The 14322-nt window shown below is 52.5% G+C and carries 7 protein-coding genes; 6 read left to right on the forward strand and 1 reads right to left on the reverse strand.

What is annotated here, in order from left to right; genetic code table 11:
• Positions 1-132: 132 nt before the first annotated feature.
• The 5 genes from AB1656_08715 (at position 133) to AB1656_08735 (ending at position 11569) form a co-directional block, all read left to right on the forward strand.
• On the forward strand, positions 133-1461 hold the full coding sequence (locus AB1656_08715; GenBank protein MEW6235452.1) for a type II secretion system protein: 1329 nt from the start codon (positions 133-135) through the stop codon (positions 1459-1461).
• Between the two features lie 37 nt (positions 1462-1498).
• Positions 1499-7993: a hypothetical protein gene (locus tag AB1656_08720; GenBank protein MEW6235453.1), complete on the forward strand. Its 6495-nt coding sequence runs from the start codon at positions 1499-1501 to the stop codon at positions 7991-7993.
• Positions 7994-8264: 271 nt separating this feature from the next.
• Positions 8265-9551 carry a hypothetical protein gene (locus tag AB1656_08725; protein ID MEW6235454.1) on the forward strand — a complete coding sequence of 429 codons (1287 nt, stop codon included), beginning with the start codon at positions 8265-8267 and terminating at the stop codon, positions 9549-9551.
• Positions 9552-9873: 322 nt separating this feature from the next.
• Positions 9874-10185 carry a hypothetical protein gene (locus tag AB1656_08730; protein ID MEW6235455.1) on the forward strand — a complete coding sequence of 104 codons (312 nt, stop codon included), beginning with the start codon at positions 9874-9876 and terminating at the stop codon, positions 10183-10185.
• 418 nt (positions 10186-10603) lie between these two features.
• Positions 10604-11569: a hypothetical protein gene (locus tag AB1656_08735; protein MEW6235456.1), complete on the forward strand. Its 966-nt coding sequence runs from the start codon at positions 10604-10606 to the stop codon at positions 11567-11569.
• A gap of 186 nt (positions 11570-11755) precedes the next feature.
• Here the strand turns inward: AB1656_08735 and AB1656_08740 are convergent, their stop codons facing one another.
• Positions 11756-13957, reverse strand: coding sequence for a WD40 repeat domain-containing protein (locus tag AB1656_08740; protein MEW6235457.1), 2202 nt, complete (start codon positions 13955-13957; stop codon positions 11756-11758).
• Between the two features lie 96 nt (positions 13958-14053).
• Between AB1656_08740 and AB1656_08745 the strand changes: the two genes are divergently transcribed.
• A partial coding sequence (locus AB1656_08745; GenBank protein ID MEW6235458.1) for a hypothetical protein occupies positions 14054-14322 on the forward strand: 269 nt, incomplete at its 3' end.

Below are 14322 nucleotides of genomic sequence, written 5' to 3' on the forward strand. Positions count from 1 at the left end.
CAAGCTTGTTTTTGCCCTTGAATTAAACAAATAAAGTTGATTAGGGATGGATCGAACGAAGCAGCTCATCCACGCAAGACGAGGAACGACGAGCAAAGCGCAAGGATCGGCGAGAGGAAAGAAGGTTCAATCATGAGAGCAGACGGGATTTTCAGCGAAATCCGCGGCGCGCCGGGGGCCAAAGGCTTCACCTTGGTGGAGTTGATTATCTCCATCGCCGTGATGTCGATCCTGGCGGGCATGGCGACGCAAACGTTCCGGGTGGTGCTGCAAGCGCGCGACATCGCTATCAAGCGGCTGGAGATCAGCGAGACGGCGCGCGCGGCGCTGGATTATATCTCCACCGATCTGCGTTCAGCCTATCTGACGCCCGATTCGATCGAATCCTTAACCGGCGCCGCCGGGACAAGTCTATCGCCGCGCTTTCGTTTTGCGGGCATCTACCGCGACGAAGCCGCCACAGCGGACAACGGCGTACCCGGCGCAGGGGTGGATGACGACGGGGATGGGTTGATCGACGAGGAAATACTAGACGGCGTGGATGGGGATTATTCCAGCGGGGCGGCGGATACGCTGAAGAATCCGCGGTCGCGGCCCGTGGCCGATCCCCGAGGCTGCGAGGACGGCGATACGGCGTGCATCGATGAAGACATCGGCCTGTTTCCCAGCGATATTCTGCATTTCGTCAGCGCGGTGGAGAATTCCGGGGATTTGATTTTGCAGGAGATATCGTACGGCCTCGATCCCAGCGGAACCAAGCTGATCCGCCGAGGGCAGATATTGACCGTGGAATCGGGAAGTTCCAGCAGTCTGATCGATTTAATGGATTTCGGCCAGTTTGTCGACGATACTACAAAGAAGCCTTTGCTGCCGTCGCCGGTCCTTCCGGGGATGATCGTCAATACGCAAGAGGTGATTCAGGCGATCGACAATTGGGATACGGGTTCGAAATACGGCTCCATTCAAGCAAAAACGCATTGGAGTAACCAGAATCCGGGTAAGATTTTTCAGGTGCTGGCTTATGATGTGCGGGGCTTGCGGTTCCGGTATTGGTATTACGATTACAACCGGGGGGGGTGGCGCTGGGCGAAGGAATGGGATTCGGCGCGGGAGACGGCGTTGATGGAGCCTGGGCAATTGCTTTTCAAGCAGACCGCCCTGAACAACAGCATCGAAGGGCGCAACCGAACCAGTTTCGAAAATATCATTGTGAACGAAGCGGATGACATGTACCCCCGCGTGGCGGGAACGGTCAACCAATTTCTTATTAAAAATCCCCTACAGTTGATTTCCAGTCCGCAATATGTAGAGACCAAAGAGCACATCCTCAACAAAATGGATGGATTGCCCAATATGGTGGAAATCACTATTTACGTCCAGGATCGGCAGAGGATCATCAATCCCAGACCCTATACGTTGCGCGTTTTCATTCCCAACAATTACCGGAGCATCGGTTTGTAAGATTCCTTCGCGCCGAGACCGAACAAGGCAGGTTCCTATGATGAAATACCAAACGCCCTTCAATCGATATGCTTCTTGGCGCCCGGCGCAGCCCGGCGAATCCGGTGTGGCGCTGTTGACCGTATTGGCGCTTCTCTCTATTTTCGCGGTGGTGCTGGTGGGTTTTACCTACACCATCCGCATGGAAGAGTTTACCGTTCATCGCTATGCGGACAGCGTCAACGTGCAGGATTTCACCGAAGCGGCGACTCAAGGCGTCCTCAGCCAGTTGGCGCGCGATCTGAATCCGCTCAACGAACATTTCGTGTTGGGGAAGCCGCAGCCGCGCTATATCAGCCTGGAGGATCCATGGGCGATCGGATATTACGGAGGAATCGGGAAGAACATCGCCTGGGATGCGCGCAGCCATGAGGTGGATATCCGCTCCGATCTGCTCGTCAACCGGCTGAATTTGAAGATTCTCCCAACGCCGATCCCCTTGGGCGTCGACGAGGATATCAAAGGCGACGTGACGGGAAGGAATACCAGCGGCGGACAAACTGGAGACGGGGCGCCGGGCTTGAGACTCATCGATGACGATTTGGACGGCGTCGCGGACAATGCCGGATACAGCAAAGACGACGACGACGAAGACGGGCGGGTAGACGAAGACGGATTGGATGTACGGCGCCCCGATTCGCGAGGACAAGCGTTCTTTGCCGCCGGGACGGGGTACGACGCCGATGGGGATATGCGAGGCGTGTTCGACGAGTGCGCCAAGATCAATATCAATTTTGCGGGGAACAATTTCAACCAAAAGAAGCAAGGGCAATTTACGTACAATATGGGCGTTTCGCCGGCGGAGTTGGACTTGCCTCTATTCTTGTACGGCCGCATTTTCCAATATCTGAGCGGCAGTTCCGCCGTCAAGGTCTTCAGCAATCAAGAAGCGGAACAACTGGCGTATGAAATCGTGAATTACCGCTACGGTTCCAAGCTGGACGGGGGCAAGACGTTTAGCCAACCCGGCGCCGAAAACCAAGACGACGACGGCAACAATGATCCGCAGATCGTCAAGGTGCAAGAATACAACACGGCCTTGAAGACAATGAATTACGACCGCGATCCCTTTATTATTACCGGCGATAAAACTGATAACGACAATGACGGCTTCATGAACGAAGAAGACGAAAAATACATCGGCCCATCAACCGACAATGCCAGCGGTTCGCCGTTGACCAAGGCCATCGGCAGCAATACGATCGCCGATCCAAAGCTGTTCCGTCCGGGAGACAAGATCGACAACAACGGCGACGGCTATATCGACGAGCGGGACGAGGGCAAGGACGATCCCGGCGAATTCGACGTCGTCAATCCCCAAGGCGGCGACCGTCCCTTCGCCACAGTGGACGATTTGCGGCTTCTCGACGGGATTCCGGATCAGGAGCCGCGCAAAAATCCCCAAGCGGAATCGATTCCTTCCTTATTTGGCATCCTGCGCGATTCGGTAACGATCTACAGTCAATCGGACGAGATGTCCGGGCCATTGGGCGGGAAGAACAACGAAACGGCGAAGATCAATCCCAATTCCAGTTCCAACTGGCTGGCCAAGGATATATGGGACCGAAGCGATCCAGACGGCAACCGCGCCGATTTTCAATACAGTCCGCCGGTGAGGCTGGAGGATTTGCTGGTTTTGCAATTCGATAAGGACGGAGATTGGCAGCCAACCGCCGAATCCAATACGACGGACGGAATCGACAACGATGGCGACGGCCTGGTGGACGAACCATCCGACGATTGGGATGGCAACTATTATCCCAGCGGCGATTACGATGGAAACAGCGAGGCCGATGTAGGCGCGCCCTATCTCCGCGACGGGCGGGACAGCGATCTGGACGGACTGACGACGGACGAGGCGCGGCAATCGGAAGACGCCGTGGGCCGCCTTCGCAATTTGACGAATATTGCCGGTAAAGCCAATAAAGATCCCCGCGACCTCGCAGAGCGCGAGCTGCGGGCGGGCTTCGTAGTCGAAGGGAATGGCGTCGATGACGACGGGGACGGCATCATCGACGACGACGGCGATTTCAACGGCGACGGCGTCAATTCTTACGATCCGGAATGGCATGTCGGCGAAGACGCCTGGGGCGACGCCAGCGGCGATGGCTATCCCGGCTTGGGCGCCGATCCCACGGCGGACGATAAGGATTCGGAATCGCGCGACGGCGTCATCGTGCGGGAACCTTCGAAGACGGATCCGCAGTTGATAACCAGTTTCGCGGACGACGATTGGGACGGATTCGCCGATTACTACGATCCGCAAGTGCTGGCGGCCATGTTCGCGCCGGAATTGGACGGCGTGGATAACGACAACGACGGCGAAGTAGACGAGATCGGCGAACGGTATATCGCCTGTTTCGACGACGACGAGGACGGGATTTACGACGAAGATCCGCCCGATTTTCAATTGGCGATCAACCTGATGGATTACATCGACGCATGGGGGCCTTTCAAACCCGCCGAAGACGAAGACGTGCGCTCGATTTTGGGAAAGAACGATCAAGACGCCGTGTTGTCCGATCCCGTAACGCGCCGATCGTTCGAATTGTATTCGACGCGGCAGCGGGCGTTCCGGATGAATCCCTGGATCTTGGCCGGATTGAACAGTGGAGCCAACGATCTGCCCTTGAATACGGAGTTAATGCGTTTTCTATTGCCCAATCCGCCGCAAACGGGGATGAGCGTCGAGTTCGAAGGCGTGGAAGCCATCCGCATCAACGAAGTGATGGCCAAGCCGGTAATCCGCCTGGAAGCGGAAGAGACGTTGGATTACGTGCGTCCTTCGAGCAACGCCAATTCGCCTTACGAGATCAAATACAACAGCTCGCGATTTAAAGTCGATTCAGGGGATGACGACGATGGAACGAATCCGGGAGTGGCGCAGGATACGAGCTGGGGAACGCCGAAAACTACGATCAATGCGCCGGATACGAAAGCGGGAGTTCCGGGATATATTTATCTGCCGGAAGGATTCCGAAACACGCTGAACCGGCTGCTGCCCATCGTCAACATGGATGCGCTGGCGCCCGCCTTCATCTTCGCCGTAACGAACGCTCCCGCGTCTGCCGATCCAAAAATCAAAGTAGGAGCCAACCCGATCGAAACGGCGTCCTGGCGGTTCGAAGATATTCCCGCCGGTGTTTATGACGTCGTTATCTACATGCACCCCTCGCATAAGTACAATCCGGAAGTGCGGTATAGGATCAACAACCGGGAGATTTCGTTCAAATCGGATTACGCTTTCGGCGACAAGAACGGTTTTACCGGATTGAATCAGGGGTTTCTGGAACGTATCCGCCGCGATACGGCCTGGAACGTATACCGGGACGGCGAGTTCCAGCTGCATTACCGCCTGACGCCGTATCCCCCGCCGGATCAATCGCGTCCGATGGACGGGGATCAACGGGCCGTGATTGGCAGCGACGGAGTATTGGAATTGACGATCCAGGCGGAAGGGCCGCTAGACGGAAATCTCTACGCCACCTCCTTTGACCGGATTGAGTTGATCAATTTAGGCGCTCAGTACGTCGAATTGGTCAACCTGTCTACCGACGATATCGATCTGAGCGGCTGGACGGTCAACACGCCCTACGGCCATTATATTTTGCCTAAAGATACCATCATCAAGCGCATGAAGCCTTCCTGGGAAGACGACGACGGCAAAGACCTCCAGCCGAACGAAGGAATGCCGGGAATTGGCGTTCCCTTCGAAAATCTGCTTGATCCCGACAAGACAAGCAACGACATCACCACGGAAGACCGGCGATTGGAAGACAACAAACTGCTTCTCGCTTTCGACGCGGATACGCTCAAAAAATTCTTGACGGATAATTATCCCCGAGTGGAAAATCTGGACTCCATCGTCGTAGAGCCGGTTTTGGGCAGCTCGGAGAAAGCGGATATTCAACAAAGTTTGCAGAATGGAGTCAGTACGCGAAGACCGAATGCGCAGCTGTACGATCTGCAGTTCCGCGTCGTGGACGCGCAAGAAGACATCCTGACGGACAATCCCCTCGAAAAGCATATCACGTTGTACGATCCCGCCGGGAACTACGTGGATTCGTTCGCTTACCGCACGACGTTCAACAACGTAATGTCCGATATTTTGGATAATAACTATATCGCCGGCAGCAATGTACAAAATAGCCCCGATTTGCTCGTTACTCCTGGCTACAAGGGATTCGAGGCCTACGAGCGCACCGATCCGACCTATTTCGAAACGGAAGTAACGGCGAACGCGGCGGGGAGCGTTTCCGGCAAGCGTTCCGTTCCTTCCTCCATGAAGTTATATGCTAAAGACGCCGTCATCGCGGATATGAATATCAACAGCCGGGACGGCAGTTTCAGCAAGGGAGATTTTGGCGGTTATCCGCAGGATGATAAATCCACTCAATGGTCCGATCCCAATAATTCGCAGATGAAACGATTTCGAACCCCCGTCCTCTATGCGGGCAGCAGCGAGGGGCCGAGGTGGAATGGCTGGGATTTCATCGGCGATTATTACCGCTATCCAGAGGATATGAGCAATAGCGAAAAAAGTTATGAGGCGCAAATCTTGCTATACGACATCGCCGCGCGGGAAGCCGTGGCGCCGGGTTTAGCGAAGAACGTCAAATTCTACCAAATGATGGGCGGCTTCGAAAATTCGCTGGATATGACCAACGCCGCCGTAAAAAATATATTTAAGGATGGCAACTATACGGCCTTTATCTGGAGGATGGGCGCCCGCGAGTTGATCCGCGCCGGATACGATCCCGAAGTAGACGATCAGTTGACTGTGCGGGTATTGGGACGGCAATTCGTCGATCAATTCGGGGCGGTTTGGCCGATCGACCTACCCGTGGGCGAGGTTCTGGTTATACCCGCCTATCGCATCCTTAATCCCGGCGATAAACAACTAAATGAACAATACGAAACGGAAGACAACACGGAGGATGTTTTCCTCGAATTGAACGCTTTTAACCAAGCTTCGCGCAAACCGGTTTTCGCCAAGTTGAAAAACGGCGATACGGTGTTTACGATCGATTTGCGCAACGATCAGAAATTCGACGATCTTTGGAGTGATCTCAGCAACGCGTCGCAAAGCGAGACGATGATTGAAATCGCCGTAATTATGCGGAAAAGCACAGCCGATTTGAATCCTATGTTCCGTTCGCAGAGTGGGGGCGCAACGATTGGATACATCGGTCCTCTCGATCGACCAGACCTCATGTTGCCGCAGCCGGTGAATCATGACGCGAAAGGATATTATCCCATTTTGGGATATGGCAACACTCTGGCGGGAATGGGCGACGATAATTACTTCTTTAAAGGCATAGAACTCTTCGGGCGCGGAAAGAAAGACAAACAAATTTCCGCCAAACGGCTGGCTTATCTGGCGGGAACGCCCGGACGCGACAATTCGGGCTATGTACCGGCTTATCCTCGGCGGCGGTACGAATTGGCGGGAAGTACGCGGGATAAGAACGACATCATCGACAACACCGCCTTCGTGAAAAACGCGCCGTTGGCAACGGTCGGGGAGATTTCTCGGTTGTTCACGGGCAACCGATTCGAAACCGTCAATTCGCCCATTGTTCCCCAACGGTTGGAGGATAAAGCGGTCGATCCAACGCGGATTCAAACCAATCCGGAGTTAGGCCAGCGTCTGCGCAACAATAACGTATACCGCCTCCAACTAGCGCAGCGGGAGCGGCTGGATCAATGGGAAAACCAGTATTCCACGATTTACGGCATGATCACCACCGCCTTGAGCGGAATCGTTTCCGGCAAGATCAACATCGACGCGGCGCCACGCGAGACGCTGCTGGCGCTACCGTTTTGTCCGCCGAAATCGCCGGGCGAGTTGGAGGACTTGGCGGCGCGCTATTACTTCAACGCCATCTGCGCCGATTTCGTCCTGGAAGGCCGGCAGGCGGGCGGGCATGACATGCTCTTCGGCGTTCATGGTCTGGACGACGACGAATACTTAAGAAAAACGAAAACGCCGGATACGATTACCGATTACAAGTTCGCCAGCGTCGGACGCGAGCCGCGAGGATACAAATACTTCGACGATATCGAGAGCCTGGTCTTCAATCCATTGAATATCAAGCCGGATAATATCCGAGGCGATCTAATTCAATTCAAAGACGTTTATTTGAGCGCCATTACGTCGCAGCCGGACGACGGCCCCTATCCCGACATCGGAGTTTTGCTGGCGCAGATGACGCACTTGAAGCGCCGCGAGCGATTTTCCGAACCGTTGAAGCTGAATATGGACCGGACGGCGGATGGCGTCAAAGACGGCGCTGGCGATCTGCGCGAAAGATTGAACGCTCTGCTCAAGCGCGACCTGTCGCCCGAAGACATGGAAGCCATGATGAACCGCGTCTCCAACCTGATGACGGTTCGCTCGCGCAGCTTCTCCATCGTTACGCGGGGCCGGATCATCGAAACCGGCGGCGGCATCGTAGCGCAACGGAAACTGGAGACGGTGTATCAAAGATAATGATGAGTGATGAATGATGAATGATGAATGATGAATGATGAATAACTCATCGTTCGCATTTCCCATTCCCTAGTTCTTTGGGTTAGGGTGAAGGATTAGAGAAGTAGGATGGGTTGCGTTTTTTGACCCATCGATAGTAAAGAAATGGAATAATAGATGGATCAAGGAGAGTGATGGGTTGCGCTTGGATTCATTTCAACAGAAAAGCGAATTCTTTTTCATCATTCATCACTCATCATTCATCATTTAAAATAACGGACGGCGATCGATCATGAAAAAGAATCTTTATTTTATACTGATATTATCGAGTTTCTTATTATGCGCGGGGCTTTCAGCGATGGGGCAAGTCAACGCGCCAACGCCAACGCCGACGGCCATTCAATTCGCGCCCGCCGCCTGCGCCAACGCTGGAGTGGCGCAAGATTCGGTCGTCGTCAACGGCGATTTTCAGGCCGATCCCTCTATAATCCTGAGTTGGAGGACAGCCGCGGGAGCGCAGGCGCCGACGCTGATATCCGAAGAGCTCGACAAGGACGTCTATAACTACTTCGTTATGCTTCAGCCCAATGCAGGCCTATCGCAAACGTTATCGAGCGACAGTTCGGGCGCGAGCAAGTACCGCATCGTTTTATGCTATATGGTCTCTGGCGGACAATTGATCCTGACGCTGGGCGGACGAACGTTCGCCGTTCCGGAATTGGCCGCCACTACGCAAATGTCGGGAGAGTATAAATCCATGTCCATCGCCCTGGCGCTGGATGTTTCCGATAAAGACAAAAATACGCTGACCATAATTTATAACGGTTCGGACTTGGCGTTTATCGATAACGTCCAGGTTATTCCTTATACGGGAGACCCCGAGCCGGAAACAACGCCGACGCCAACGCCGCAGGCGACGCCCGTCCCCACGGCGATCGTAACGCCCGGTCCGACTTTCACGCCCCGTCCCACTCTGCGTCCCGGATATCCGACGCCGACGCCAACGCCCGGCTGGAAAGACAATTCCATTCAAATCGTCGCCAATCCCCCGCTGTTGCTCGTCAATCAAGACGATTTTGTCGGATTGAGCGGCAACCAGCAGACGAAAAAGCAGATTTTTTTGGATTATAAAGTGATTGGCGCCAACGGCGAGCCGGTCGATATTATGAAAATCGACCCGGAAGCAACAATAACCTTTACCATCGACGAACAAGGAGAATCAACGGGAGCGGGAGTGATTCTTCAATTTAAGGACAATCAATATAACCGCTTGACCCAGCGGGAGAAGATCAAAGACCTTGGAGGAACGTTGATCTTCGTTCCGCTTAAACCGTTCGACGGCGTGGTGCGCATCATTGTGGATATCGAATACGAAGGGGAAGGGAACAACGAAAAAGAACAACAGGAACTGCGCGGCGTCATCCCCATCGTCATGCGCATCGATCCCCGTGCTTCGTTGACCGGTTCGACAGGCTCCTTCAATCCCGCGTTGAACTTTTCCCTAGGCCGCCAGCCGGGTGATCGCGGATTCCGTCCCGATTTGCGGACAAACCTGTACTTCCGCGAACGGCTGGAATAGTGAGACTGGGAGACTGAGAGACTGGGAGACTGGGAGACTGAGTCCCGCAGTCGCGTAGTCGCGTAGGGCAGGCTCAAAGCGAAGCGTAGCCCGCCGGGATGCCACTTCGATAAGCTGTTTATGTAATAATGGCAAATATATTTTCCCCGTAACGTAAAGTCCCCCCGATTCTTACCGATAACGGTAGGTAAGTTTTCCAAAAAACGAATACGCCGCCGCAGAGAATGAGCGGGCGGCGCATCTTCGTCTATTGCCGCAGCCGCCATAATGGTTTTTCTTGGGTTGAGGGTGTTGAACGCCAAAGGAGAAAGAGGTGCGTACAATGCCCGAAAATAAGATTTCTGGGAATTGCATGATTTGCGGCCGTCCGTCTCACACCGTCGTCTGCATGAGATGCTACTTCAACTACGATTACCGCACGTACAACAATAAGGAATTGGAAACGAAAGCGCCTAAGCGTCCGCTCGCCGCTTCTCCACCGTTGGATAAAGAGGAATACGCTTTTCATCATTGGGATGACGAGCCGTACGATTCCTTGACGGAGCCGTGCAGATTGGATGAGGCGCGGGACGTTATCGACGACGATATGGAGCCGCCGGGCGGCTGGTTTTCGCGCCTGAACCGCTTGTTTTAACCAAAACGGCGCGGCGATAGACCAACGCTGTCCGATGATGCGGCTGTCTTATCGTAAGTTTATTCCTGCGGCGAATGGACGCTAGAAAATAATAGAAGCTTCGCTTCATCTCCTTTCCTTGTCGTCGAAGCCAATATTTTTCTCCAAATGCAATTGGGTGATGCCGATTGCATTTTTTTTATTTTTATCCGCAGATTCGGGGGGAATCAGCGCAAAAAAAATGGAAATATTTTTTGAGTTTATAGTTATATCCTTCTATAAAATATGATAGGTTATTTATCTGAGGGGATTCTATTCGCTAATGGGAAAGGAGGTGATGGCGAGAGGTTCGATTTCTTGATGGCGTAAAGAATTAGGAAAACGATCATTGGATGATGGAAGCCAATGATATCATTTCAACGAAAGGGGATTATGGTAAATGAAGAAAATAACTGTACTTTCAATTTTGTTTATGGCTTGTTTCGTTGTAATGGCCGACGCTGCGCCGAAGAAAATCGCTTTGGTGGGGCGCATTTCCTGGTGTCCCGACAGTCCAGGAGCGCAAAATGGGAATAGGGATTTCGATATCATGCCTTTTTTCTCGATGGATGACGAAATCCTGCGTTTTAAGTTGGAACGATGGGGATTTTTCGCCATACTAATGCCGGATTACGTTACGCAAAGCGTTATGAATGGCGGCGATAAAGGCAACCTGGGATATGAAACGTATATCAATCCAGGCGACTATATGTTTGAACAAAACACCGATCCCCATAATTTTCTTAAGGATAACGGATTCGACCTGGTTTATATTACGGGAACCTGTTGGTCCTCTACCGCTCCACCGGTGAAAAATTCCGGAGTACCCATTATCCAGGGCGAACATTCTTGTCTGGGACAACGGAACAAAATCGGCTCTCTTGGCATGTTCTTTGGAGAACGCAGCAACGATCATTCCGGGTGCGATACGCTAGTGCTTACTGATGCGGGGAAAGCGCATCCCCTCATGTCCGGCTTGCCCGCCGAGATTAAAATCTTCGGCAACGGCCCCAGCCCCGATCCTCCCGCCAATCCCGGTTCGGTTTGGGCGGGAATCAGCAACCATATCGACGACGCCGCTCCGGGAACGAAAGTGTTGGCTGTTTGGCAGGACGCTCCCGAACAGGCGGCGATTACCGTTGTGGATGAAGGCGGCGAATTGGCTGATGGATCGAAAGCGAAAGCGCGCATGTTGATGATGTTCTGGACGGGCAGTGTTCGCCCCAGCAACGGCGCTGAGCTTCCGCCTATTTGGACGAACGTCATCGATTATCTGACGGACGATGGCAAAAACTTGAATCTGCGCTGCGTCCTTTGGGCGTTGGGCGAAGATCCCACCGCCGTGAATAACTGGCAGAACCAATAAGTATACCGTTGTTTTTCAAATTCCAGAATTTGACGATAAGGAGAGATGGGACCTATTCCATCTCTCCTTTTTTCGATCGCGATTTTCGAGCGGAAGGATTCGCGCCGAAAAACCTTATATTGACCGCTCCATCATTGTTTTCGCCGTCCAAAACGCAATCCGCCATCATTCCAGCTTTGTATCCTTCTATTTGGAAAGATTCCATAAACGCACGACGCCGTCGTCGCCTCCCGTCAGCAGCTGGGAATCGTCGGGGGAAAAGGCGGACGCACTTACGCTTAAAGGCGCTCTTCCAATTGTGCGAATCAGTGCGCCGGTTTGAATATCCCACAGTTGAAGAGGATGATAGATGCTAGCAATCAAGAGGCGTTTCCCATCCTGTGTAAAGAATGAGGAGACAGGCTCGTTGCTTTTAGGAATAATTCGGAGCATATTCCCATTGTTGGAATCGATGACATATATTTTAGATAAGCCGTTCAAAGCGATGAGGCTGCCATCCGAGGAAAAAATGGAGGAATAAATATATTCCTCGTCCAAAATGAGGCGAAAAATTTTTTGCTTTGCATCATCGCCAAATAGAACAACCGCCGTTTGGTAGGATGTTTTGGTTATATTGCGCGAGTGACTGACTAGGAAGCGTTGTCCATCGGGAGAATAATGAACATTCCTATTCGTATTATAATCTGCCATGGATAAATATTGGGAAGGCAACTGGGCTTTAAAATCTTGCAGTAAATTGAAAGTTAGGCGTTTTTCGCCGGTTTGCAGGTTCCATATGGCAAATTCTCCATTATCGCCAGTGGCAAGGACTTCGTATCCATTAGGAGAAAAGTCGTATTGAAGCGAACCTAAAGATTTTTGCTTAAACAAAATCGATTTTACGCCGGATTTAAGATTCTTTACATGAAATAATAATTCGGATGCTTCATTATAGGGTTGACTTTCTGTGATATAGACGGTGAAACGTTTGTTTGAAGATAGGGATCGGAGTGGTAAAAAGCCTTCGTTCTCGCTATGAATAGACAACAATTGCCCAGAGTCCGCATCCCATCGCTTCTCGGCCAATGGATAATGAATGGATGCGACTTGGGCCGATTCCGTAGCAAAGGCGACGGATTGAACGCTCGCGGCGAAAGCGTCCAGGGTGGCGAGAGTGCGGTTCGCGGCCAGGTCGCGCAAAACTACGGTTTCGGACAAATGATCGTGAAGCAAGACTTGAGTAAAATCCGGATTAAGCGCCGCTGGACGTAAATACTTATTTTGGTAAGAAAACTTGAGAAGGCGCTTGCTGGTGTTTATATCCCATAGTTGGATTTCGCTCCCATCCATGCAAAGAAAAAAGCGATCGGCGTTGGGAGAGAAAGCCGCCATCGTTACGGGTTGAGAAACCATTGGTAGAGAAACCGTCTGCGTTACTTCATGTGGAGCGATGGCAACGGCGGTAGGCGATTCGTTAACGGCCAGCATTTGCGAGGCGCCGGTTTGGCGATCCCAGGCTTTGATCCCTTTTAGTCCACCCGCGATGATTTTATCGCCCGCGGGAGAAAAGATGGTTTGGGTGAAGGCGCTCACGTCATCTTCATAGCGTTCAATTTCCTTTTCCTGGACGAGATCGTTGACGACGCAAGAATATCGGTTTTCTTCCGGTGGTTGTCCGGCGACAAGAGTTCGTCCAAATCGATCGCCGCTATAAAGAAGCAAAGCGTTGTCGAACGAAAAGGCAAGAGACGAGACAAGATGCGTGCAGAGAATCAGATTATGCAATTTTCCCGAATCCGTTTTCCAAACGCGGATATAGCTATCCGTCGAAGCTGTGGCAAAGAGCGAATTGTCAGGCGAGAATGCAATCAGTCGAATAGGCGTTCCCGGATGAGCGCGGTAGGCGATGTTTTCCTTGCCTTTTTCGATATCCACGAGGTGGATATTGCCCATAGCGCTTCCCGTCAAGAGTTTTTTCCCGTCATGGGAAAATTGCAGGCTGACGACGTTTTCCATATACCCGCGAATCCAGCGGCGGGGCGGAGCGCGGAGATCATTCGCATCCCAGAGAAAAACGCCGAGAGGCGAGGCGGCGGCGAAGGATGTTCCATCGGGAGAAAAAGCGGCGGTGAGAAATCTGCCCAGCCCGAATATAATCTCTCCATCTATTCCGCGCAGGGGAATGGAATAATCAGCGAAATCAACATGATAGCCCGCTGATGGAATGATGCGAGCTAATTCATTGGAAGTGTGGATGACGGCAATATTCTTTTTTTTGTAGGATTGAATCTTGGGCGTCAAATAGAGGAAAAGAGATCCCATTGCGGCGGCGATAACGATCAAGGATGGGAGCCAACCGACGTTTCGATGGAATAGGCTTTTCTTTTTTCTGCGTTTTCGCCGCGTCATCTTCCGTTCATTCCTTTTCGGCGGGATGATAGGAACGCTTCCCCCGTTAATAAGATAATATAACAAAAACAAAAGGATCAACCTTCCGAGAAGACGATGAATAGTTTTTTTTCTAAACTGAGCGCTTTCCTGTCAGCGGGGATTCTCGTTGCGAACCTTGCGGCGGCGGGGGATATTGAAGAAAAAGCCGCCGCTGACTGGACGAGGCATGTCATCGACGATTCTTCGCAAGGGGCGGATGGAGTACGGCTGGAGGATGCGAACAGGGACGGATTGATGGATATCGCCGCAGGTTGGGAGGAGGGCGGAGTCATCCGCGTTTATCTTCAACCCGAAACAGCGAAGGTCAAGCAGCCTTGGCCCGC

The sequence above is a fragment of the Candidatus Omnitrophota bacterium genome (assembly GCA_040755155.1).
GTDB lineage: Bacteria > Hinthialibacterota > Hinthialibacteria > Hinthialibacterales > Hinthialibacteraceae > JBFMBP01.